The following is a 21433-nucleotide window of genomic DNA, read 5'->3' as shown; positions in this document are numbered from 1 at the left end:
AAATCGAACCGCGTTCAGCACGGTAACCAGCAGCAGGCCAAGACCTGAATTCGATATGTTGAAATCCATCGCCATAGAACAATTGCGCCTGGGCATGTATGTCCACTCCATCCCCGGCGGATGGATCAATCACCCTTTCTGGCGCAAATCCTTCAAGATCGATACGCTGGAAGACCTGCAGACGCTGCGCGACTGCCCGGTCGACGAAGTCACCATCGATACCGCCAAGGGCCGTGACATCGCGCCCGAACATGATCACGACGATCAGGCCGCCGCCGACGACGACCAGCCCCAACCGTCGGCCGAGATCGTCATCGCCCATCAGGGCGCCAGCGCCACCGTGGCCGTGCGCCGGCCGGCCACGCGCACCGAGACGGCGGTGGAACGCGAACGCGCGGCCCGCATCATCTCTTCCTCCAAGTCCACCGTGCTCCACATGTTTTCCGAAGCGCGCATGGGCAGGACGGTGGACGTCAAGGACGCCGCCGAACTGGTGACCGAAATCACCTCGTCGGTCTCCCGCAATGCCGATGCCCTGATCAGCCTGGCGCGTCTGAAGACCACCGATGACTACACCTACATGCACTCGGTGGCGGTATGCGCGATGATGATCTCGCTGGCCAACCAGCTGGGCATGACCCCGGAACAGACCAGGCAGGCCGGCATGGCGGGGCTGCTGCATGACGTGGGCAAGATGGCCGTGCCCCTGGACATCCTCAACAAACCGGCCAAGCTGACCGAAGAGGAATTCGCCTCGGTGCGCTCGCACACCGTGCAGGGTCACGGCATCCTCCAGCAGATCGAGGGGATCGGGGAGGCGGCGCTGGATGTCTCGCTGCATCATCACGAGAAGATCGATGGCACCGGCTATCCCTTCAACCTCAAGTCCGACAGCATTTCCATCATGGCCAAGATGGGTGCGGTATGCGATGTCTATGACGCCATCACCTCCAACCGTCCCTACAAGGCCGGCTGGGATCCGGCCCGCTCGATCCGCCACATGGCTGCCAGCGCCGGGCATTTCGATCCGATCACGATGGAAGCCTTCGTCAAGGCCATCGGCATCTACCCGACCGGCTCCTGCGTGATCCTGCAATCGGGGCGCCTGGGCGTGGTGGTGGACCAGCGTCCGGACCAGCTGCTCACGCCGCGCATCAAACTGTTCTACTCGACCACCAGCCGCATGCCTCTCCAGCCGGAAATCATCGACCTGGCGCGCGGCGGCGACAAGATCGTGGCCTATGCCGATCCGGCCAAGTGGGGCATCCGCAGCCTGCCCAGCATCGACCTGAACTGAGTGACACTGAAGCCGCAAGAATGGAAAACGGCGCCTTGGGCGCCGTTTTCATCTGCTCCGCATCAATCGCAGTCAGTCGCACTCAATCGCGCTGCGCGAACGCCGCCGTCGACGCCAGCTCATTCAACAACGCCACCGTCGAACAGCTGGAGACGTCATAGGGATTGAGTTCGCCCGTGGCCGAATATTTCAGCAACAGCGAGCGGTTGATCTTGTCCAGCCGGATCTTGCCCATGGTCCAGGACGAGTACTGGCGTTCATCGATGGATTCATAGGCCAGCAGGATCACATCCTGGTGGCGATCATCACGCAGCAGCCGGCCATAGAGACGATTGACCTGATCACGCCCGCCTTCAAGCACCTGCACGAAAATGGTATCGCTGTAGCACAGCACGCCGGTGATGCCCTGCTGCGGATTGCGCTGACGCGAGGCCGCGAGAATGCCCTCGATGGTCTCGTGGGTGATGGTCTGGCGAGCACGGCTTGCATAGATCAGACGAACCAGCATGATTAACCTCGTTGACGTTGGGAAATCAGCGCCAGGAATTCACGGCGCAGGTTGGCGTCGCGCAGGAAGGATCCCCGCATGACGCTGTTGATCATCTTCGACTCCACATCCTTGACGCCGCGCCAGTGCATGCAGAAGTGATCGGCTTCCATGACGATGGCCAGGCCATCGGGCTGCAACTTCTGCATGAGCAGGTCGGCGGCCTGGGAGACGGCTTCTTCCTGGATCTGCGGACGGCTCATGATCCACTCCAGCAGGCGCGCATACTTGGACAGGCCGATGAGGTTGGAATGTTCATTGGGCATCACTCCCACCCATACCTTGCCCATGATCGGGCACAGGTGGTGCGAGCAGGCGCTGCGTACCGTGATGGGGCCGACGATCATCAGCTCGTTCAGGCGCTCGATGTTGGGAAACTCGGTCACCGGGGGCGGTGCCTGGTAACGGCCCTTGAAGACTTCGTTCAAGTACATCTTGGCCACGCGCTTGGCAGTATCCTGGGTGTTGTGATCGCTTTCGACATCGATCACCAGGCTCTCCAGCACCGCCGCCAGCTTGGACTGCACCTCAGCCTGCAATTGCTCCAGTTCGCCTTCCCTGATGAAGGCCGCGATATTGTCGTTGGCGTGGAAACGCACGCCGGCCGCCTTGATACGCTGGCGGATGCGGGCCGATACCAGCTGGTCATGCACGCTGGGTGCTGCCGTCTCGGTGCCGGTGGCGGCCTGGTTCTTGTCTGTTGCCATGATGGAGGGCGAGCACGCCGAACGTGATCGCTGAGTTGGGGGTGGCGCCATTATGCACGGAAAAACGTCGACGCATTGAGGGCAAACCAGCGTCAAGTCCGCGTCATGACATCGGCTGCATCGCCCTGGTGGCGCGCAGTCCAAGGGGCAGGCACCATTCATGTCGCATTAATGCTTGATTGATGAAGCATTAAACCTGGCTTAATGCCACCGATGGTGCCACCGATGATGCCGCCAATCGTGCAGCGGACTCTGAGGCACACCCCGGCGGCGCTGAGGCTTAACGACCATTGATGATTGTTTGCCGCACTTTACACCGGCCTAACCGCTGCTTACGTCCACAGCCACCATCATCCCTGCACGCGCCGCACGCACGTGTTACTGCATCTGGCAACAGCAGGCGGCGACGTGTGCCGGGCATCCAGCCTGGCCGCCATCGGGGGATCACCATGACATTCCAGTATCGCCTTGCCGGTGCCTGCGCACTGGCCGTCTCGCTATCGGCCTGCAACAGTCCGGCACCCATGGTGACCGGGCCCACCAGCGTGCGACCGGCCTACCAGGTGGCCAACGTGGAAAACAACGGCGCCATCTTCCGGGTTTCCAGCGCCCAGCTCTTCGAGGAGCCGACCACCTACAACGTGGGCGACATCATCAAGATCGACATCTCCGAATCCATCAGCAGCAGCAACAAGGCCGCCACCAGCAACAGCCGCGACAGTTCGCTCACGCAAAAGGGCCCGGGCTCGGGTGCACCGCTGGGCGGCCTGTTCACGCAGCTCTACGACGCCAACTATTCGGCCAGCGGCAGCAATACCTTCAAGGGATCCGGTGACAGCAGCAATACCAACACCATGAGCGGGACGCTGATGGTCTCCATCGTCGAGGTCCTGCCCAACCGCAACCTGGTGGTGGCCGGTGAAAAGCGCATCGGCGTCAATGGCAACGTCAATACGCTGCGCTTCTCCGGCGTAGTGCGCACGCGCGACATCCGCGGCGGCATCGTGGCCTCGGCCAACGTGGCCGACGCGCGGCTGGAACAGGTCGGCGGCGGCTCGGTGGCCGACGCCAGCACCGATGGCAACTTCTTCCGCCGCCTGCTGACCATCTGGTGATCGGGCTGTCCCTGCCGCAGAGGATGCGGCAGGGACAAACGGAAAACGGCAAAACGGCAAAACGAAAAAACGGCAAGCGCGCAGCTTGCCGTTTTTCATTGCGCCGATCACCGCGCACACCGCGTCGAGCGCGGCAAAGCATGTGCGATACCGTCAGAATCCGTTGGCCGCACTGCGCATGTTGTCCGGCGAATTGTCCGCCACCTGCGGATTGCCGGGGAACAGCGCATCGATCAGTGGCGCCAGCTTGTCACCGGCGCTGGCCCACTTGTCCTGACCGAAGGAGCCCAGCCGGTACTGCGCCGTGCCCAGCACGCGTCCCTCGCGACGCAGGGTCAGCGCAGCATAGGTAAGATAGGGGGTATAGGCATCGGTGAAGACCTTGGTATCCCATTTGACGTAACCCACATAGCTCAAGGTCACCGGGCAGTTCAGTGCCTGGGTGCCGGCATCGTAGACGCGGCTTTGTACGCCGTGCTTTTGCAGTTCGCCCTGCAGGCCGGGGACGAAGTCGCTCAGGGCCACCGAACCATTCCACTCGATGCAGACTTCATGGATCGGGTCCTTGCTGTAGACGATGGGATTCTGGACCGAGTTGGGCGTCATCGCCCGCACGCTGGAGGCGGTGGAACCAACCAGTCCCACGGCATCGACCAGGGCATTGCCGGACGTGACGATGCAGCCCGACAGCGATGAAGCCAGCAAGGTGGCAATGATGATGGTGCGCATGATGCTCTCCCCGAGCGCAATCCTCTGGCAGGGTCCCCGCATGACGCGAGGGGCAGGGATTACAGGCTGCCCATCATAGCGGCGCATATTGTCGCCACATGGCCGTTTTACCTTGATTTACGCTGACCCTGTACACGCTTAACAGCCGCGTACGTGACGCCAGGACGCACCATGGCGAGGCCTTGCGCAGTGCTGGCACAATAGGCGCCTGTATCGATTTTCCAAGGAGACTTCCATGCCCTCACTGCTCGCCCGTTCCCTGCTGGCCTCGCTGGCGATGGCTGGCATGCTGCATGCCGCCCGCGCCGATACCCTCAAGTCCGACAGCGAAGTACGCGCCCTGGCCGACAAGGTCATGGCCCAGGCTGGTGCCGGCCGCACCGATGATGCCTACGGCCTGCTCTCGCCTTATGCCTTGGTGGATATCCGCGCCTTCGAGACTGCGCGCACCAACGCGCGCAGCGCGCGCTCGGCCATCGAGGCGCTGGTCGGCAATTCGGTCGGCTATGAATTCATCCGCTCCGAGAAAGTGGGCCAGTCACTGATGAAGCTCACCTATATCGAAAAGACCGAACGCCAGCCCATCCCGTGGATGTTCATCTTCTACCACACGCCTGGTGGCTGGGCATTGAGCAGCTTCAGCAATGGCGCCAACGTGGATGCGCTGTTTGATCACTAGGGCCTGTTCACATTAAATCTGCGCGATGCGTTCCAGGTTCAGAACGCGCGCTGCGGCTCCAGATCGCCACTCTCGATGGCGCTGGCCACGCCCGAGATCTTGTCGGCGATGATGGCCGACGAGCCGCAGGCCGTGGTCCAGCCATTGGAACCATGCCCGGCGTTGAGCCACAGATTGGCATAGCGGGTGGCACCGATGAGCGGTGCGCCATCCGGTGTCATCGGCCGCAGCCCGGCCCAGTACTCCACTTTGGCCAGATCGGCCCCCTGTGGATAAAGATTCTTCAGCGACTTCAGGGCAGTGGCGCAGTCCCGCGGCGTGACGCGCGTATCCCAGCTGCCGATCTCGGCCGTGCCTGCCGCACGGATATGCTGCCCCATGCGCGTGATGGCGACCTTGTAGTACTCGTCCATGACGCCACTGCGTGGCGCGCTCGCAGGATCGGCCACCGGTACCGTGATGGCATAGCCCTTGACCGGGTAGATCGGCAGATCCAGCCCCAGGGGTTTCAACATCGGTACCGATGCGCTGGCGCAGGCGACGACGTAGGCATCGGCGCGCAGCGTGCCGGTGCGGGTACGCAGCCCGCTGACCTGCGCACCGGCCACCTCGATGGCCTGCACCTCTGTGGACAAGTGAAACTCCACCCCATGCGCCTGCAGCCATCCTGCCAGGGCGCGCGCAAACAGCGGGCAATTGCCGGTCTCATCGAGCGGCAAGAGCAGCCCGCCCTTCAATTCATGTCGGGCCGCATGCAAGCCCGGATCGAAAGCCACGCAACCCTCGGCATCCAGCAATTCGAAGGGCACTCCGGCTTCGGCCAATACCTTGGTCGACAGCCCGGCATTGTCCAGCCCTTCCTGGGTGCGGAACAGTTGCAGGTTGCCGCCGCTGGTCTGCTCGTAGCGGATATCCAGACGCTCGCGTATCTGCTTCAACTGGCTGTGGCTGTAGCGCGCCAGCCGCCCCATGCGCGCCTTGTTGACGGCATAGCGCTCGGGCGTGCATTGCGCCAGAAAAGTCTTGAGCCATTTCCACTGATGCGCATCCAGACGGGGCGTAAAGCGCAAGGCCGCTTCGATGCCCAGCCAGCTCTGCACCGACCACTTCAGCGACTTGGCCGGCATGCCCGGTGCCGCCCACGGGGTGGCGTAGGAGGGACAGACGTGGCCAGCATTGCCGACGCTGGTCTCGGCGGCCACCTCGGCGCGGCGTTCCACCACGACGACCTCGTGGCCGCGCTCGCGGAGGAAATAAGCAGTGGTGACGCCGACGATGCCGGCGCCCAGCACGATGATGCGCATGGTGTCAGTTCAACTTCCGGAAATGATCAATGAATATAAATAGACTAAATAATATAAATAATTTAAATCTTCTTGTCGCTACAGCGTCAGTCCGCCATCCACATGCCACACCTGGCCGGTGACATAGGACGCCGCCGGGCTGAGGAGGAAGGCGATCACGTTGGCGATCTCCTGCGGCTGTCCCAGGCGCTGCAAGGGGATGCGCGCCAGCGCCGCCTCCCAGGCGGCCGGATCGATGGCCGACTTGGCCGGGTCGCTCTTCTGAACGTAACCGGGCGCCACCGCGTTGACCGTCACGCCCGCCGCTGCCACCTGCACGGCCAGCGACCTGACCAGCGCCTCGATGCCGGCCTTGGCCGCCGCCGAAGCCGGAAAGCCCGATTCGCCCAGGCGGAACACATGCGCCACGAACGAGCTCACCGCCACCACGCGGCCCTGCCCGCTGGCCTCCAACGGCGCGCGGCAGGCGGTGATCAGGCGGAAGAAGCCACCCAGGAGCGCATCGAGCGAGCGCGACCAATCCGCATCATCGAGTTCGCCGATGCGCTTGCGATCGGCAAAGCCGGCATTGGCCACCAGCGCATCGAGCCTGCCGTAGTGCGTGAGCGCCGTGTCCCGCAACTGCGCTGCGGTGTGCGGATCGGCCAGGTCGCCCAGCGCCAGCGTGCACTGTGCGCCCTGCGCGCGGCATTGCTGCGCCACCGCCTGCAGCTCCGGCGACTCGGTGCGGGCATGCAGGACCAGGGCGGCATCGGGTGAGGCCACGCTCAAGGCCACCGCCGCACCGATGCCGCGCGCGGCACCGGTGATGAGGATGACTCGCCCGGAATGGGGTGGAGTGGCAGCAGGAAGGGAAGGAAAAGGGGACGGGTTCATGATCCAAAAGGTGAAACAGCGCGTTCCCGCTGATCGGGAATTTGGCAAAACGCTTCACTTGCGCAATCCCGTCATTTTAGCCAAAGCCCGCATCTACGGGGGTTCCCGGCGCATGATGAGACGTTTTGTTCAGTTCGTGCTCCAGGCGTTCTCCTTTACAATGGCCGGGTTCGCGGCACGCCGCAGCGTCGATTGCAATCGCTTGCAATCCATGCGCGGGCAGTTCTTCCCATGTCCTCCCTCCTCCCGGCACCCGGCGCGCAAGTGTCCCGGATGAACAGGGCATGGTTCGTGCATGCGCTGCACACCCTGCCCGCTTCGGGCTCATGCAATTGGCAACCAAGGAAAATCGCAGATGTATCAATGGGACTTCGGCTCGCTCTGGCAATTCAGGAGCATCATCGGAATCGGCTTCGTCTATACCCTCTCCTACACCGTGGCCTGTATTGCGCTGGGCCTCCTGGTGGGCCTGGTGGTGGGCTTGGGCCGGCTGTCGTCGAACCCCTTCATCTCCGGCCCGCTGCGCGCCTTCGTCGAAGTGTTCCGCTGCACGCCGGTACTGGTGCAGCTGGTGTGGTTCTACTATGCACTGCCGGTACTGCTGGGCATCGAGATGTCGGCCGGCACGGCGGCCATGCTGTCGCTGGCGCTGTATGGCGGTGCGTTCTATTCCGAGATCATTCGCGGCGGCATCGTCTCCATCGATGTGGGCCAGTCCGAAGCGGGCTGGGCACTGGGCATGACGCGTTTCCAGCTGATGAAGCGCGTGATCCTGCCGCAGGCCTTCAAGCGCATGACGCCGCCGCTGGTGAACCAGTCCATCATGCAGTTGAAGAACACCTCGCTGCTGTCGGTGCTGGCCGTGCCTGACCTGCTCTACCAGGGCCAGATCATCGCCCACGAAACCTATCGTCCGCTGGAGATCTACACCCTGGTGGCCATCATCTACTTCGTGATCCTGCTGCCGGCCACCATCTGGGCCAAGCGCCTGGAAAACCGCCTGTCGGTCCAGCACGGTTGAGGAGATCACGATGAACAACCAACACTCGGACGCGATGATCCAGATCAGCAATCTCAAGAAGGCCTTTGGCGAGCACGTGGTGCTCAAGGACATTTCCATCGCCGTGCCCCGTGGCAGCGTCGTGGCCATGATCGGTCCCTCGGGCTCGGGCAAGTCCACGCTGCTGCGCTGCCTGAACCTGCTGACCGTGCCTGACCTGGGCACGGTGCGCATCGGCGAGCGCCACTTCGAATTCAGCGGGCGCAAGTCGCGCCTGCCCAAGGACCGCGAGCTGGCCGCCTTCCGGGCGCGCACCGGCATGGTGTTCCAGCACTTCAACCTGTTCCCGCACATGACGGCCGTGGAAAACGTGATGGAAGGCATGGTCACCGTGCTGCGCACGCCCAAGGCCGAAGCGCGCGCCAAGGCCATGGCGCTGCTGCAGAAGGTGGGCCTGTCGGACCGTGCCGACATGTATCCGCAGAAGCTCTCCGGTGGCCAGAAGCAGCGCATCGCCATCGCCCGTGCGCTGGCCATGCAGCCGGACGTGATGCTGTTCGATGAAGCCACCTCGGCGCTGGACCCGGAGCTGGTCGGCGAAGTGCTCAACGTGATTCGCGGCCTTGCGGCCGATGGCATGACCATGATTCTGGTCACGCACGAAATCGCCTTCGCCCGCGAAGTGGCGGACCAGGTGGTGTTCATGCGCGATGGTGTGGTGGTCGAAGCCGGGCCGCCGTCGCAGGTGATCGACAATCCGCGGGAGGCCGCGACGCAGGCTTTCCTGGCCCGCTTCAATGCCTGATCGTCCAGGTCACGCGGCGCAAACCCACTGAAAAATGGCGCACAGAGAAATCTGCGCGCCATTTTTTCACCTGCGTTACGCCAGCGCTTTACTGCAGGTGATGCACCTCCTGCAAGCCATACACCGGCGTCGCAATGCCTTCCATGCGCGCCTTCAACTGCAGCGCCAGATACAGCGAGTAATGACGCGACTGGTGCAGATTGCCGCCGTGGAACCACAGCGCGGCTTGCTGCGTGGGCTTCCACATGTTGCGCTGTTCGCCCTCCCACGGCCCCGGATCCTTGGTGGTGGCCGATCCCAGCCCCCAGCACTTGCCGACCTTGTCGGCCACCTCGCGCGAGATCAGGTCGGCGGCCCAGCCATTCATGGAGCCGTATCCGGTGGCATAGACGATCACGTCGGCCGGCAATTCGCTGCCATCGGAGAGCAGGATGGAATGCGCGCGGATCTCCTTGACGTCGACGCCGCTCTTGAGGCGGATCTTGCCCTCGGCGATCAGCTCGGAAGCACCGACGTCGATGTAGTAGCCGGACCCGCGCCGCAGGTATTTCATGAACAGGCCCGAATCGTCGTCGCCGAAATCGAGCAGGAAGCCGGCCTCTTCAAGCCGCCGGTAGAAGTCCGCATCGCGTTCGCGGATCTTGTCGAACACCTGCTTCTGCATGGACGGCAAGACCTTGTAGGGGATCGAGGCGAACAGCAGGTCGGCCTTGCCGGTAGTGAGGCCGCTGGCCACTGCGCGCTCGGAATAAAGATCACCGAGGGCCAGTTCCATCAGTGAATCGGACTTGACGATATGGGTGGAGGAACGTTGCAGCATGGTCACGTCCACGCCGTTCTCCCACAGTGCCGCGCAGATGTCGTGCGCCGAATTGTTGGAGCCGACCACCACCACCTTCTTGCCGCGATAAGGATCGGGGCCGGGATGGCGCGAGGAGTGATGCTGATCGCCTTGGAAATTTTCCGCTCCGGGAAACTGCGGCACATTGGGCTTGCCCGACATGCCGGTAGCCAGCACCAGCTGGGTCGGCTGCAGCACCACTTCCCGGCCTTCGCGCTCGACCACGACAGTCCACTTCTGCGTGGTCTCGTCGAAGCTGGCGGACTTGCAGACGGTGCTGCCCCAGTAGTTCAGCTCCATCACCTTGGCATACATCTCCAGCCAGTCGCCGATCTTGTCCTTGGGCGCAAACACCGGCCAGTTCTCGGGAAAGGGAATATAGGGCAGATGGTCGTACCACACCGGATCATGCAGGCACAGCGACTTGTAGCGCTTGCGCCAGCTGTCGCCGGCACGCTCGTTGCGTTCGATGATGATGGTCGGTACGCCCAGCTGGCGCAGTCGTGCACCCAGCGCGATGCCGCCCTGGCCGCCGCCGATGATGAGGCAATACGGTTGCTGCTGGTAGCCCAGTTCGCGCGCCTCGGCTTCGCGCTCTTCCTTCCAGCTGCGACGCTGGGTATGCACCCCATGGACCGCACCGCGCGGACGGTTCACGCCCTTGGGTTCTTCGTGGCCCTTCAGTTCGGCGGCGGTGGTCAGGAGGGTCCAGATCTTGCCCTCGCGCAGTCGCAGGTAGCCCTTGCCGCGGGCGATGCCGGTCTCCAGCAGGATCCAGCCCTGGGTCACGCCATCGGCTTGCGATGGCGTCTCATCGGGATCGAGCCGCAACTGTATCGATCCGAGATGCGGCACCTGCGCCTGCAGCATGGCGCGGATCTGGTCGCGGCCTTCCAGCGTCTTGATGTTCCAGGTGAAGGCGATCAGGTCGCGCCAGTAGCCCTCCTCCTCGAACAGGGCGGCGGCCTTGGCGGCATTGCCTTCGCGCAATGCGGCTTGCAGGGTTTCCAGCGTATGGGCAATGGCCTGGCTGGCGTTTTCTTCGGGCATGACAAGTCTCCTCTATCTCGACAATAGATCTCGTGGTTGGATGGGGGTGGCGGTTCTTTGACCGCCTGGGTGAAGCCTGCAGCGCTAACGTCGATGCGGCGGCAGGATGCGGTAGCGCGCCATGCGCCGGTACAGCGTAGCGCGTGACATGCCCAGCAATTGGGCGGCGTGCGGGGCACGCCATTTGCATTCGGTCAGGGCGGCGACGATCTGGTCGCGCTCCTGTCGTTCATCAGCCTTGATGGCGTTGCCCTCGTCGCTGGAGGCAGCCGCTGTCGCAAGCGCATGCGCGCGGGCCGGGCGCAGCGCGCGCGATACCGGCGCGCGTACGCGGCCATAGAGCGTGGCGCCACCGTGCAGGCGCAGCAGGTGCAAGCCTTGCAGGGCGCGACTGTCGAGCAGGCTTTCAAAGTGCAGGTCGAAGATTTCGTCCAACGGGCAGGGCAAGCGTTGCAGGCCGGCGATGCACTCGCGCGCACGGCCATTGGCGGCGATGACGTTGCCCAGGGCATCGAAGGCGATGAGGATTTCCGGTTGCGCTTCGACATAGTGCCGGCTGCGATGCACCAGCAGTACCCAGGCGCAGGCCATGGCGTTGAGGAAATAGCCATCTTCGATCAGGGTGGCGCTTTGCTGGACGATGCGATTGACCAGGTTCTGGCTGTCGCGCGCATCGGGTGAGCGGATCGCCGAGGCATCGAGCACACCGATCAGTTCGCCCGCTGGCGAAAAGATGGGGGCGGCGCTGCAAGTCAGGGTGGTAAAGGCGGCGCGAAAATGATCGCCCTTGTGCACCGTGATGGGTAGAGCATCCTGCAGTACGGCGGCCACGCCGCAGGTGCCTTCTTCACTCTCGGACCAGCAGGAACCGAGATAAAGGCCGGCGCGCTTGAAATCCTGACGGCGTTCGCGGTCCACGCGATAGTCGATGGTGGTACCGCCGGCATTGGTGAGCATGACGCAGTAATCGGCTTCGCGCACGGTCTGGTGCAGCACCGACAGGCATTGACCGGATGCGCGCAGAAAATCCTCCTCGCCCTGCTGCACCTGGCGCAGTTCGCCGGAACTCAACACGCGCGGGCCCCGCATGTCGGCAGGGTCGAGGTGATGCTGGTCCAGTGAACGCAGATAGGACGAGCTCAGCCGTTGCAGGTAGGGACTGGCGGCGGGATCGGGCTGGCCATCGAGCAGACGGCGCACGCGGTCGAGATGGCTGACTTTCGCAACGTAGGGCATGGCGGCTCCTGGCGGGACGAGACTGCGCGAATCAATGCGGATCAATGCGGATCAGGGCGAAGACGACGGTGAAGCGATGGGTGATGTTGTAGCACAGCGTGCGCGGCGAGTTGTCCTGCGGCGCAGCATGGGGGGATGGTGAGACGCTTGTCTCAAGCGGCAAGACCTCTCTGTTGTGACGCCAACGCACGGCGCAGACTTGCCGAATGGGGATGCGTCTCCCACGGGCTTGCTCCCTGACACTACCCGGTGGGAGATGCGCCGCAAAAAAATCGAGACGCTCCTGCAAAAAGCTGTCATCACCTAGACTTCGGACGGGGCATCAGGCAATTTCCCGGTTCACCTTATCCCTGACTGAAGGTTCATCATGCCCGCTACTGCCGTTGCAACCATCGTGGTCGAAGCTACCGCGCAAGAAGAAAAGATCATCGCCGCCAAGGCGCGCAAGCTGGGACTGCCCATCTCGGAACTGATGTGTCTGGGGGCCGTAGCCTACCAAGGTGGGCAGATGCAAGAAGAACTGGACGCGCTGGCATGTCTGGCGCAGGAGGCCGCCGAACGCGCCGGAGCATGCGTGGAGGCGTCACTGGCCTTCGTCGAGGCCAGCAATGCGCGTCTGGACGCGCTGGACGCGCGGACCCGCGCCGGGAGCGCCTGATGCTCGGCCTCACCGGTCGCATCTGGAGCGCCCTGGCGACCGTCATCAAGCTGGAGGACAAGGTGAGTCGCCAGAGCGAAGCCTTACGTCAGCAACAGATGCGCATCGAAAACCTCACCGAGCGCACGATCAAGCTGGAGACCCTGCTGGAGGTCGTGCTCCATGCCAGCGAATTCAAGCGAATCAAATGAATCCGGGTTAGGTCCTGACATGAAAAAACCCGCACGGCATCACCCGTGCGGGTTTTTCTTTGCGCCCTGTGCGGCCCGCCAGGCCGCCCGCCATTACAACGGAATCTGCGCCGGCACATCCTCCGGCTTCACGCCCGAGAGCTTCTCCAGGTTGCCCAGCACGGTCGGCTTGATCTTGCCGGCGGCGCGTTCGGCGGCGATCCACTTGTTGATGGTCTCGACCCAGGCCTTGCTCTCTTCCTTGGGCACGCCGATGTTGGTGGAGGTCGCTTCCAGCGGCTGCGGGACAGTCATCTTGCCCAGCGAGGGATTCTTCTTGAGGATGTTCAGGGCCAGCAGCCACACCAGCACCTGCGCATCGACGCGACCGGTCTGCAGCGCCAGGGTGGCGTCGTCGGCCTTTTCCAGGCGCACGATGGTGGCATTCGGGCAGACCCGGCTGATCATCTGGTCGTGCGAGGAACCGATATCGACGGCGATCTTCACCTCCGGCTTGTTCAGGTCTGCCCATGTCTTGTAGTCCTTCTTGGACACCACGGTGAAGGCATTCAGGAACAGCGGCTCGGAAAAATTGATCACCTCGCGCCGCGCCGGGGTCGGGTTCATGCCGAAGAACAGGTCGATCTTGTGCGTCTGCAGATCCAGCACCGAATTGCCCCAGGTGGTCTCGGTGATGTCGAGCTTGACGTTCAGGCTGGCCGCCAAGCTCCTGGCGAAATCGATCATGAAACCGCCCCACTCGCCGCTGGCCAGGTCCTTGTTGTAGTACGGCGCGGCACCGCGCACGGCGCCGATGCGCAGGGTCTTGGTGCGCTGTACGCGCGCCAGGGTCGGCTCGGTCGAGCCGGTCGCAGCGGCGGCCTGGGCAAAGACGTTGGGGATGGCGGTGGCGGCGGCAAGGCCGGCCACGCCGGTGATGAAACTGCGACGGTTGGTCATTCTCGGTTCTCCCTGATTTGGCGGATGGCGCCGCTGCCCTGTGGTCGGCAACATGGCGCACGGGTCTGCGGTCCGGCTTGGCCAGACAGCGTCGTTGATTTTAGCCCAGCCGCAAGCCGCTCGCGCAGGCAAATGCCCGCTACGGACCGCACCAGGCGGCGTTCTCCCGGCAGGCAGGAAATTTTTTACGCCATCACCGATCGCGCGAGCTCCTGACATGGCTGTACGAAAATTGACAGCCCGCTCCCTTGTGCGAGCTTCATTGAAGATTTTTTTACAGCCACGGTATCCGGGTAAAACCGGGTAAGCCGCCGCCAGCGGAGCCTGGCGCGCGCGTAGGCTTGGCCTGTCGCGTTGATGCCGCAGGGCAATTCGGCGCACCGCACGCGTCACGAGCATAACGGGGGATCTCATGCGCATTGAACGTCATCATCATCGCCGCACCGGCGGCCTGCTCGCAGCCTGCCTCGGTGCCGCCGCTCTGGGCGGCTGTGCCAACTTCAGCGAAGTCAGCGCCGGGCGCGACGACCTGTACATGGTCTCGGCCACGGGCGTGAGCTACACCATGTCCATTCCGGCCCTGACCTCGGCGGCCCGCGAAAAGGCCAACGCATTCTGCGGCAAGCAGCAGATGCGGGCCGACCTGCGCCAGCTCATCCGTGGCTGGCGTCCGATGCAGGTGGAGCTGTACTTCCGCTGCCAGCCCGCTGGAACCAGCCTGCAAGCTTTGCTGGACTGATCAGGCCGCTCAGGCCGCCGGGAAATCACGTGCGCGCAGCGGCAATCCATCCGCATCGAAGCCATCGGCCAGACGCAGCGCGGACACGCCCAGCGAGCTCACGGCATCGGCTGCATCCAAGAGCAGGGCCTGCAGATTGCCCTCCACCGCATGCTCCGACTGCGCCAACGTCGCCTCTGCACTGCGCAGCACGACTTGCAGCGTAGTCTGCTCGTCCTCGTCCACCAGTGCCAGGAAGGCGGTGGCCGCTGCCGCCTGCGCACCGGACTGTGCCAATCCTGCTTCCAGTTCGGAAAGCATCTGCAAGGTGCGGTACTCACCATTGCCGGTGTGCTTGGCGCCATGGAACAGATCCTGGTACAGGAAATGCAGCTGGCACTGCGCAGCCTGGCCGGATTGCCCGGTCAGACATTGCTGCATCAGCGGCGTGATCTCTTGGCTCCACTGGCGGAACCGTTGCGCGCGCGATTCGAAGTAAGCATCTGCGGCGGCTTCCTCTTGCGGAATCGCGTAGAAGGGATCATTCACGTCCTTGAGCGAAAAGCCCAGCAGGAAGCGCAGTTCCAGCGCCTCGTCATCGGCCGCAAAATGACTGGCCGGCCAGCCGCGCATGCTGCGCTCGATGGCCGGCACGCTCAGGATCTTCTTGTCGGTCAGCGAAGCGAAGGCATCCCGGTTCATGGCCTCCACTTCACTGAAGCTCAAGGCGTTGATCTCTTGCGGGTGGTAGAGGTGATGCACCAGTACCACGCGCGCCTTGGGGCTTTCCAGACCGGCCTGCTGGATGCTTTCGCGCAGGGCGTCGAAGGCATCGCCATCGGCCATGGCCAGGTCCTCGCGCAGGCCACCACGCGTGCGGGCCAGCAAGGGGATCAGGAAGGCATTGATTTCCAGTTCCTTCTCGCCCCGTCGCAGCACGATGATGTCGGCGCTCTCCTCGACCACCTCGCGCAGAAAAGCATGGCCGCGCGTATCGTCGTAGCGCAGTTGCTCCAGTGCTTCGTAGAGGGTGTCATCATCGCGCTCGCGCAAGGCGTGGCGCACCATGCGCTCCAGTTCATCCTGCCCGACACGACGGCCCGCACGGTCCGGAGCATCGGCGGCGACGGCACTGGCCAGTGCGACCATCTGCTGCACCCGCAGTTCGTCCTCGTCCATGGTCTGTGAGGCGGCATGCGCCTGATGCTGGCGGCGACGCGCGGCTTCAGTGGAGACGTGGGTCTTGGGCTTGTCACGCAGCGGGCCGGCAGGCGCCGGCTTGGGAGGGTGCCTGGCCTGGCCCGGCGCGGGCTTCCTGGCTCCCGGAGACTGTGGTTTGCCTGATGGGCGTTTGGCTTGATTCACTTTTTTCCTCGCTCAGTTCAGCGGTAATTTGTCGGCCGCGCTGCGGCCCGGCAGCGTGGCCAGGAACATCCCGGCCAGGGCCACGGCGAAGGCGCCGGCCTGCAGCGCGGAGAGGCTTTCACCCAGCGCCAGCACACCGACCACGGCGGCCGAGACCGGCAGCATCACGGTAAAGACGCCAGCACGTGCAGCCGGCACCACCTTCAGTCCGGTCATCCACAACCATACCGTCCAGACGCTCGCGGCCAGCGCATAGAAGACCAGCAGCAACCAGATGTTGAGCGGCACGCTGGAGAAATGGAAATGCAGTGCCGTGTACAAGCCCATGGGGGTCATCAGCAGCAGCCCCCACAGGTTGATGACGGCGCTGATGCGCTTGGGCGTGAGGACCGTGGTCAGCTTCTTGCCGATGACGGCATAGGCGGCCTCGCACAGGACGGCGCAGAACACCAGCACGTTGCCCAGCCAGGCGGTCTGCCCGCCAGGTGCGGCGGCAGCGCCGTGGCCATCCTTGGCCAGGGACAGCAAGCCGATGCCGATGGCCCCGCAGGCCACCGCAGCCCAGACGCGCAGGCTGATCTTTTCCTTGAGGAAGATCCAGCTCATCACCGCCACCACGGCCGGGATGGAGGACATGATCACGCCCGCCGAGACTGCATTGGTCATCGACACGCCGGTAATCATGCACAGCGTGAAGAGGAAATTGCCGAGGAAGGATTCGAGGAAGACCAGCCAGCGCGACTGCGTGGAGAGCGGCTTTTCATCGGCCGGCTTCTTCAGCCAGCGCAGCATGGCCACCGCACCGATGGCGAAACGCAGCCAGGCCAGCAGGAACACCGGCAGCAGCGCCGCCAGCGGCTTGGTCAGCGCGACGTAGGCGCCGACCAGGGACATGCTCAGGATCAGACAGCCGTAGCCCATGGGGCGGCTGGGGGTGTAGCTCATGTTGGAGAGGGCAAGTGTGGGTGACACGACAGGCGGGATTGCCTCTCTTGTCAGCCCGCATTTTAACCGCTCGTGCACGGCATGCTGGATCCGATGCCAACACGACAAGCCCGGCCATACTGTGTTTTCAACCAGTATCGGACACTGAAATCGGTTAGAATGCCGCGACGTTTCACCTTACGTCTCTATCAAGAAATACCGCCATGCTCACCCTCACCGAACTCGAAGATGCAATCAACTACTGGCGCCAGCAGCGCCCGGCCAGCGGAGAGGAGTGCGCACTGTCCCCGGAAGTCAATGCCCTGGCGGGCCTGTACGCGATGATGATCTTCCATCGCCGCCATGAAGTGGACCTGGAGCAGATCGATGCCCAGGCACGCCAATTGATCGAAGCCTGGCTGGCCAGCTAAGCTGCGGTTTTTCGTACGCCCGCGTACAGTGACGGTCACTTCCTTGTAAGCGCGTTATCCTAGGGCCTCTGCAATTGCAGAACCTTCACGTTGTTGCCGGATCCACCCGGTATCCCTGAAAGGAAGAACGATGCGCAAGGATCAGGATCAGTCACCCCCCTCCCCACGCCGCAAGACCGCTGGCGCCGTGGCCACCAGGCCGCGCGTGGCGCTGGTGTTGCAGGGGGGCGGTGCGCTGGGTGCCTACCAGGCCGGGGTCTATCAGGCCCTGCACGAACATGACCTGACGCCCGACTGGGTGGTCGGCACCTCCATCGGTGCCATCAACGCCGCCTTGATTGCCGGCAACCCGCGCGAAACCCGCATCGCGCGCCTGCGCGAATTCTGGGAAACGGTGGCCCACCCCGACCTGTTCGACCTGCGCCAGGTGCCGGACACCCTGCGCCCCTGGGCCACGCGACTGACCACGCTGGACACCTTCCTGCGCGGTGCGCCCGGTTTCTTCCGGCCGCGTCCCCTGAACGCTTTCGCGCTGGGCCTGCCGGTGCCGCCCGACGAGGCCAGCTTCTACAGCACGGCTGAACTGGGCCAGACACTCTCGCGCCTGGTCGACTTCGATTACCTCAACGGCCCCTCGGGCATCCGCATGACGGTCTCGGCAGTCAAGGTCACCTGCGGTACGCTGGTCAATTTCGATTCGCGCAAGCGCCCCCTGGGGCCGGAGCACGTCATGGCCAGTGGCGCCCTGCCCCCGGGCTTTGCCCCGGTGCGCATCGAGGGCGAACTGTACTGGGACGGCGGCCTGTACTCCAACACGCCCCTGGAAGCCGTACTCAATGACGAAGCGCGCAGCAACCTGCTGTGCATGATGGTGGACCTGTGGCATGCCGACGGCCCTGAACCGCGTACGCTGGAAGAAGTGCAAACGCGCGAGAAGGATGTCACCTTCGCCTCGCGCTCGCAGCGTCACATCGACGCCTATCTCCAGCAATACCGCCTGCGGCGCGCTGCCCATGCACTCTACAAGCGCCTGCCCGCCGATCTGCTGACCCAGCAGGATCGCCAGATGATGGCCGAACTGGGTGCCGACAGCACCATCCACATCGTGCGCCTGGCCTATGCAGGACGCGACTGGAACATGGCCTCCAAGGACGTCAATTTCGCCAAGGGCTCGGTCATGTGGCGCTGGGAACAAGGTTATGAGGATGGCCTGCGTGCCGTCGCCCTGGGCCGGGCTTGCCCGTTCGGAGAAAGCGATACCGGCATCGTGGTCCACGACCTGCCCGGTGGTGATACCCATGTCCGTCCGGAGAAAACGGCCGACCGTTCGGCTTGATCGCGGGCAAAGCCGCAGCGGGCACGACGTCGCATAATCCCCACGGCGCCGGGCATTATTTTTGTGCGACGCACAAATAACACTTGATTTCACCAAAGAAGTGCATAAAATAGGAATTGTTGCGGCGCACAAATCATGATTGTTAGTTGATTCTGGTCGAAAGCCGCGCTCGAACGCCGATTGTTTTGATCGTCACGCTCGTCGGCAAGCTCATTTGTCATATCACTTAGGAGATGAACATGTTTTCGTACCAAGATCAGTTTTCCGCCGCTACCAAGGCCAATCTGCAAGCCCACCTGGACCTCATCAACAACCTGACCGCCAAGGCCTTCGAAGGCGTGGAAAAGATCGTTGAACTGAACCTGTCGGCCACCAAGGCGACCCTGGAAGAAGCCACCGCCGCCGCCAAGCAGCTGGCCGGCGCCAAGGATCCGCAGGAACTGCTGGCGCTGGCCGCCGCGCAAGCCCAGCCGGGCGCTGAAAAGGCCACCGCCTACAGCCGTCACCTGGCCGGTATCGTGTCCTCGACTCAGGCTGAATTCACCAAGGCGGCCGAAGCCCAGATTTCCGAAACCAGCCGCAAGCTGTCGGCCCTGATCGACGAGATCAGCAAGAATGCGCCCCCGGGTTCGGAGCAGGCCGTCTCGATCCTGAAGGCGACCCTCACCAACGCCAACGCTGCCTACGAGCAACTGTCCAAGAACTCCAAGCAAGCCGTGGAAACCCTGGAAGCCAACCTGGCCAATGCGACCAAACAGTTCACCGCTGTGGCTGAAAAGACCGTCGCTTCGACCCGCGCCAAGAAGTAATCTTCACTTCTGGCCGTAACAGCAAAACGCCGCCCCGGGCAACCGGAGCGGCGTTTTGCATTGAGTGATCCAGAGCGTGGATCAGCGCATCAGGACTGCGCCACGATATCCAGCGCCAGCGCCTCGGCCACGCGGATGCCGTCGATGGCCGCCGACATGATGCCGCCGGCATAACCGGCGCCCTCGCCCGCCGGATACAGGCCCTTGGTATTGAGGCTCTGCAGGGTGTGGTCATCGCGCTTGATGCGGATCGGTGAAGAGGTACGCGTCTCGATGCCGGTCAGCACGGCGTCGTGCATGGAGTAGCCGCGAATCTGCTTCTCGAAGGCCGGCAGCGCCTCGCGGATGGCATCGATGGCGTACTTGGGCAGCGACGGGTTCAGATCCCCCAAGGTCACGCCGGGCTTGTAGGACGGCTCCACGCTGCCCAGCCGGGTCGAGGGACGATTGGCGATGAAGTCGCCCACCAGTTGGCCCGGCGCATTGTAGTTGGCCCCGCCCAGTTCGTAGGCGCGGCTTTCCCACTCGCGCTGGAAGGCGATGCCGGCCAGCGGATGGCCCGGATAGTCGGCCGGCGAGATGCCCACCACGATGCCGCTGTTGGCGTTGCGCTCGTTGCGCGAATACTGGCTCATGCCGTTGGTGACCACCCGGCCCGGCTCGGAAGTCGCCGCCACCACCGTGCCACCGGGACACATGCAGAAGCTGTAGACCGAGCGACCATTGGACGCATGGTGCACCAGCTTGTAGTCGGCCGCGCCCAGGATGGGATGACCGGCACCGGGGCCGAAGCGGCATTTGTCGATCAGCGACTGCGGGTGCTCGGCGCGGAAGCCGATGGAAAACGGCTTGGCCTCGATGTAGACACCGCGTTCGTAGAGCATCTCGAAGGTATCGCGGGCGCTGTGGCCGATGGCCAGCACCACGTGGTCGGCTTCGATCTGTTCGCCGGTATTGAGCGTCAGGCCACGGATCTGGCCATCTTCGATGAGCACATCCTCGACGCGCTGCTCGAAACGGAATTCCCCACCCAGCTTCTCGATCTTCTCGCGCATGAGCTGGATCATCTTGACCAGGCGGAAGGTACCGATGTGGGGTTTGCTGACATACATGATCTCCGGCGGCGCATCGGCGGCCACGAATTCGGCCAGCACCTTGCGACCATAGTGCTTGGGGTCCTTGACCTGGCTGTAGAGCTTGCCGTCGGAGAACGTGCCGGCGCCGCCCTCACCGAACTGCACGTTCGATTCCGGCTTCAACTCACGCTGGCGCCACAGGCCCCAGGTGTCCTTGGTGCGCTCGCGCACGGTCTTGCCGCGTTCCAGGATGATCGGGTTGAAGCCCATCTCGGCCAGGATCAGCGCCGCAAACAGGCCGCAGGGACCGAAGCCGATCACCACCGGACGCTTCTTGATGGTCGCAGGAGCGCGCGTGACGTAGTGGTAGGAGGTATCGGGCGTGGGGCCGACATTGGTGGTCTTGACATGGCGCGCCAGGACGGCCGCCTCGTCCTTCACTTCAACGTCGATGGTGTAGTTCAGGGTGATGGCCGTCTTCTTGCGGGCATCGTAGCTGCGGCGAAACAGCGTGAAGGACACCAGCTCCTCAGCCGGGATGCCCAGGCGGTCGAGGATGGCGGCGTTCAATTCTTCTTCCGTATGACTCAACGGAAGGGTCAGTTCAGAGATGCGCAACATGTGCGGGGACTTTCAACAAGACTGGGGGTGCAGGCGGTGGCGCAGGCCACGATGGCCGGTGAGATCACGGCGGAAGGCTGCGCGAAAGGCGACATTTTACTCCACCCCGGCAGGCGCTCCCAAGCGGCCCACGCCAGTTGCGCGGGTGCCACAACGGTCGTACCAACTGCGGCCAGACA

General features: G+C 63.4%; 23 protein-coding genes. 11 read left to right on the top strand and 12 right to left on the bottom strand.

From position 1 onward, the window contains the following. The first annotated feature begins 55 nt into the window (after positions 1–55). Entirely contained in the window at positions 56–1297 is a 1242-nt protein-coding gene (locus HWE01_RS19080; protein WP_241822586.1) for an HD-GYP domain-containing protein, read from the top strand. A gap of 82 nt (positions 1298–1379) precedes the next feature. On the opposite strand, the gene HWE01_RS19075 is transcribed toward HWE01_RS19080, so the two are convergent. Both HWE01_RS19075 and folE read right to left on the bottom strand, forming a co-directional pair. Then, positions 1380–1805: a BLUF domain-containing protein gene (locus tag HWE01_RS19075; protein ID WP_008333777.1), complete on the bottom strand. Its 426-nt coding sequence runs from the start codon at positions 1803–1805 to the stop codon at positions 1380–1382. Between the two features lie 2 nt (positions 1806–1807). After that, positions 1808–2551: a GTP cyclohydrolase I gene (gene folE / locus HWE01_RS19070; protein WP_175344417.1), complete on the bottom strand. Its 744-nt coding sequence runs from the start codon at positions 2549–2551 to the stop codon at positions 1808–1810. Between the two features lie 449 nt (positions 2552–3000). Here folE and HWE01_RS19065 point away from each other — a divergent pair, with 449 nt between their 5' ends. Continuing rightward, positions 3001–3666, top strand: a complete 666-nt coding sequence (locus tag HWE01_RS19065) for a flagellar basal body L-ring protein FlgH (protein WP_034351704.1) — start codon at positions 3001–3003, stop codon at positions 3664–3666. Positions 3667–3819: 153 nt separating this feature from the next. Here the strand turns inward: HWE01_RS19065 and HWE01_RS19060 are convergent, their stop codons facing one another. Continuing rightward, positions 3820–4395 carry a hypothetical protein gene (locus HWE01_RS19060; protein ID WP_008333792.1) on the bottom strand — a complete coding sequence of 192 codons (576 nt, stop codon included), beginning with the start codon at positions 4393–4395 and terminating at the stop codon, positions 3820–3822. Positions 4396–4630: 235 nt separating this feature from the next. Here HWE01_RS19060 and HWE01_RS19055 point away from each other — a divergent pair, with 235 nt between their 5' ends. Next, the gene (locus HWE01_RS19055) at positions 4631–5074 is read left to right on the top strand and encodes a hypothetical protein (protein WP_008333794.1); all 444 of its coding nucleotides are present in this window, start codon (positions 4631–4633) and stop codon (positions 5072–5074) included. Positions 5075–5112: 38 nt separating this feature from the next. Here HWE01_RS19055 and HWE01_RS19050 read toward each other — a convergent pair whose 3' ends face one another. Both HWE01_RS19050 and HWE01_RS19045 read right to left on the bottom strand, forming a co-directional pair. After that, on the bottom strand, positions 5113–6378 hold the full coding sequence (locus HWE01_RS19050) for a D-amino acid dehydrogenase (RefSeq protein ID WP_241822585.1): 1266 nt from the start codon (positions 6376–6378) through the stop codon (positions 5113–5115). Positions 6379–6456: 78 nt separating this feature from the next. Further along, entirely contained in the window at positions 6457–7254 is a 798-nt protein-coding gene (locus HWE01_RS19045) for an SDR family NAD(P)-dependent oxidoreductase (protein ID WP_241822584.1), read from the bottom strand. Between the two features lie 355 nt (positions 7255–7609). On the opposite strand from HWE01_RS19045, the gene HWE01_RS19040 reads away from it, so the two are divergent. Both HWE01_RS19040 and HWE01_RS19035 read left to right on the top strand, forming a co-directional pair. After that, positions 7610–8275 (top strand): amino acid ABC transporter permease, encoded by a 666-nt coding sequence (locus HWE01_RS19040; protein ID WP_008333808.1) that lies wholly within the window; start codon positions 7610–7612, stop codon positions 8273–8275. A 10-nt stretch (positions 8276–8285) separates the two neighbouring features. Next, complete coding sequence (locus HWE01_RS19035; protein WP_088756916.1) at positions 8286–9059, top strand: amino acid ABC transporter ATP-binding protein; 774 nt, start codon at positions 8286–8288, stop codon at positions 9057–9059. Positions 9060–9147: 88 nt separating this feature from the next. Here the strand turns inward: HWE01_RS19035 and HWE01_RS19030 are convergent, their stop codons facing one another. From HWE01_RS19030 to HWE01_RS22895, 3 genes are all read right to left on the bottom strand, one after another. Continuing rightward, positions 9148–10950, bottom strand: a complete 1803-nt coding sequence (locus HWE01_RS19030; protein WP_008333811.1) for an NAD(P)/FAD-dependent oxidoreductase — start codon at positions 10948–10950, stop codon at positions 9148–9150. A gap of 84 nt (positions 10951–11034) precedes the next feature. Then, a complete protein-coding gene (locus HWE01_RS19025; protein ID WP_241822583.1) occupies positions 11035–12186 on the bottom strand; it encodes a helix-turn-helix domain-containing protein in 1152 nt (383 codons plus the stop codon). A 31-nt stretch (positions 12187–12217) separates the two neighbouring features. Beyond that, a complete protein-coding gene (locus HWE01_RS22895; protein ID WP_008333813.1) occupies positions 12218–12349 on the bottom strand; it encodes a hypothetical protein in 132 nt (43 codons plus the stop codon). A gap of 204 nt (positions 12350–12553) precedes the next feature. Here HWE01_RS22895 and HWE01_RS19020 point away from each other — a divergent pair, with 204 nt between their 5' ends. Next, positions 12554–12844 (top strand): hypothetical protein, encoded by a 291-nt coding sequence (locus HWE01_RS19020; protein ID WP_008333814.1) that lies wholly within the window; start codon positions 12554–12556, stop codon positions 12842–12844. Beyond that, on the top strand, positions 12844–13035 hold the full coding sequence (locus HWE01_RS19015) for a hypothetical protein (RefSeq protein WP_241822582.1): 192 nt from the start codon (positions 12844–12846) through the stop codon (positions 13033–13035). The genes HWE01_RS19020 and HWE01_RS19015 overlap by 1 nt, the downstream gene beginning before the upstream one ends. Before the next feature lie 93 nt (positions 13036–13128). Here HWE01_RS19015 and HWE01_RS19010 read toward each other — a convergent pair whose 3' ends face one another. Next, positions 13129–13974 carry a transporter substrate-binding domain-containing protein gene (locus tag HWE01_RS19010; protein ID WP_008333817.1) on the bottom strand — a complete coding sequence of 282 codons (846 nt, stop codon included), beginning with the start codon at positions 13972–13974 and terminating at the stop codon, positions 13129–13131. 412 nt (positions 13975–14386) lie between these two features. On the opposite strand from HWE01_RS19010, the gene HWE01_RS19005 reads away from it, so the two are divergent. Continuing rightward, the gene (locus HWE01_RS19005) at positions 14387–14713 is read left to right on the top strand and encodes a hypothetical protein (protein WP_008333818.1); all 327 of its coding nucleotides are present in this window, start codon (positions 14387–14389) and stop codon (positions 14711–14713) included. Positions 14714–14722: 9 nt separating this feature from the next. Here HWE01_RS19005 and HWE01_RS19000 read toward each other — a convergent pair whose 3' ends face one another. Together HWE01_RS19000 and HWE01_RS18995 are read right to left on the bottom strand one after the other, a co-directional pair. Then, a complete protein-coding gene (locus HWE01_RS19000) occupies positions 14723–16057 on the bottom strand; it encodes a DUF2863 family protein (RefSeq protein WP_241822581.1) in 1335 nt (444 codons plus the stop codon). Between the two features lie 12 nt (positions 16058–16069). Then, positions 16070–17002: a DMT family transporter gene (locus HWE01_RS18995; RefSeq protein ID WP_034351512.1), complete on the bottom strand. Its 933-nt coding sequence runs from the start codon at positions 17000–17002 to the stop codon at positions 16070–16072. A 203-nt stretch (positions 17003–17205) separates the two neighbouring features. On the opposite strand from HWE01_RS18995, the gene HWE01_RS18990 reads away from it, so the two are divergent. The 3 genes from HWE01_RS18990 (at position 17206) to phaP (ending at position 19557) form a co-directional block, all read left to right on the top strand. Beyond that, positions 17206–17412, top strand: a complete 207-nt coding sequence (locus tag HWE01_RS18990) for a DUF3717 domain-containing protein (protein WP_008333821.1) — start codon at positions 17206–17208, stop codon at positions 17410–17412. A gap of 130 nt (positions 17413–17542) precedes the next feature. Further along, the gene (locus HWE01_RS18985) at positions 17543–18748 is read left to right on the top strand and encodes a patatin-like phospholipase family protein (protein ID WP_241822580.1); all 1206 of its coding nucleotides are present in this window, start codon (positions 17543–17545) and stop codon (positions 18746–18748) included. 239 nt (positions 18749–18987) lie between these two features. Continuing rightward, positions 18988–19557, top strand: a complete 570-nt coding sequence (gene phaP / locus HWE01_RS18980) for a TIGR01841 family phasin (protein ID WP_008333823.1) — start codon at positions 18988–18990, stop codon at positions 19555–19557. Between the two features lie 89 nt (positions 19558–19646). On the opposite strand, the gene HWE01_RS18975 is transcribed toward phaP, so the two are convergent. Next, positions 19647–21254 (bottom strand): NAD(P)/FAD-dependent oxidoreductase, encoded by a 1608-nt coding sequence (locus HWE01_RS18975; RefSeq protein WP_241822579.1) that lies wholly within the window; start codon positions 21252–21254, stop codon positions 19647–19649. Positions 21255–21433 lie beyond the last annotated feature (179 nt).

The sequence above is a fragment of the Herbaspirillum sp. C7C8 genome, assembly GCF_022627875.1.
Lineage (GTDB): Bacteria > Pseudomonadota > Gammaproteobacteria > Burkholderiales > Burkholderiaceae_D > Herbaspirillum.
This window is presented reverse-complemented; position numbering and strand designations above follow the sequence as displayed.

What these genes read in the sequence shown, in the direction of transcription:
- HWE01_RS19015 (WP_241822582.1), top strand. Translation starts at nt 12,844, where the DNA reads ATGCTCGGCCTCACCGGTCGCATCTGGAGCGCCCTGGCGACCGTCATC.
- HWE01_RS19045 (WP_241822584.1), bottom strand. Translation starts at nt 7,254, where the DNA reads ATGAACCCGTCCCCTTTTCCTTCCCTTCCTGCTGCCACTCCACCCCAT.
- HWE01_RS18975 (WP_241822579.1), bottom strand. Translation starts at nt 21,254, where the DNA reads ATGTTGCGCATCTCTGAACTGACCCTTCCGTTGAGTCATACGGAAGAA.
- HWE01_RS19010 (WP_008333817.1), bottom strand. Translation starts at nt 13,974, where the DNA reads ATGACCAACCGTCGCAGTTTCATCACCGGCGTGGCCGGCCTTGCCGCC.
- HWE01_RS19050 (WP_241822585.1), bottom strand. Translation starts at nt 6,378, where the DNA reads ATGCGCATCATCGTGCTGGGCGCCGGCATCGTCGGCGTCACCACTGCT.
- HWE01_RS19060 (WP_008333792.1), bottom strand. Translation starts at nt 4,395, where the DNA reads ATGCGCACCATCATCATTGCCACCTTGCTGGCTTCATCGCTGTCGGGC.
- phaP (WP_008333823.1), top strand. Translation starts at nt 18,988, where the DNA reads ATGTTTTCGTACCAAGATCAGTTTTCCGCCGCTACCAAGGCCAATCTG.
- HWE01_RS18990 (WP_008333821.1), top strand. Translation starts at nt 17,206, where the DNA reads ATGCTCACCCTCACCGAACTCGAAGATGCAATCAACTACTGGCGCCAG.
- HWE01_RS19020 (WP_008333814.1), top strand. Translation starts at nt 12,554, where the DNA reads ATGCCCGCTACTGCCGTTGCAACCATCGTGGTCGAAGCTACCGCGCAA.
- HWE01_RS19075 (WP_008333777.1), bottom strand. Translation starts at nt 1,805, where the DNA reads ATGCTGGTTCGTCTGATCTATGCAAGCCGTGCTCGCCAGACCATCACC.
- HWE01_RS19055 (WP_008333794.1), top strand. Translation starts at nt 4,631, where the DNA reads ATGCCCTCACTGCTCGCCCGTTCCCTGCTGGCCTCGCTGGCGATGGCT.
- HWE01_RS18995 (WP_034351512.1), bottom strand. Translation starts at nt 17,002, where the DNA reads ATGAGCTACACCCCCAGCCGCCCCATGGGCTACGGCTGTCTGATCCTG.
- HWE01_RS19035 (WP_088756916.1), top strand. Translation starts at nt 8,286, where the DNA reads ATGAACAACCAACACTCGGACGCGATGATCCAGATCAGCAATCTCAAG.
- HWE01_RS19025 (WP_241822583.1), bottom strand. Translation starts at nt 12,186, where the DNA reads ATGCCCTACGTTGCGAAAGTCAGCCATCTCGACCGCGTGCGCCGTCTG.
- HWE01_RS19040 (WP_008333808.1), top strand. Translation starts at nt 7,610, where the DNA reads ATGTATCAATGGGACTTCGGCTCGCTCTGGCAATTCAGGAGCATCATC.
- HWE01_RS18985 (WP_241822580.1), top strand. Translation starts at nt 17,543, where the DNA reads ATGCGCAAGGATCAGGATCAGTCACCCCCCTCCCCACGCCGCAAGACC.
- HWE01_RS19030 (WP_008333811.1), bottom strand. Translation starts at nt 10,950, where the DNA reads ATGCCCGAAGAAAACGCCAGCCAGGCCATTGCCCATACGCTGGAAACC.
- HWE01_RS19005 (WP_008333818.1), top strand. Translation starts at nt 14,387, where the DNA reads ATGCGCATTGAACGTCATCATCATCGCCGCACCGGCGGCCTGCTCGCA.
- HWE01_RS19065 (WP_034351704.1), top strand. Translation starts at nt 3,001, where the DNA reads ATGACATTCCAGTATCGCCTTGCCGGTGCCTGCGCACTGGCCGTCTCG.
- HWE01_RS19080 (WP_241822586.1), top strand. Translation starts at nt 56, where the DNA reads ATGTTGAAATCCATCGCCATAGAACAATTGCGCCTGGGCATGTATGTC.
- folE (WP_175344417.1), bottom strand. Translation starts at nt 2,551, where the DNA reads ATGGCAACAGACAAGAACCAGGCCGCCACCGGCACCGAGACGGCAGCA.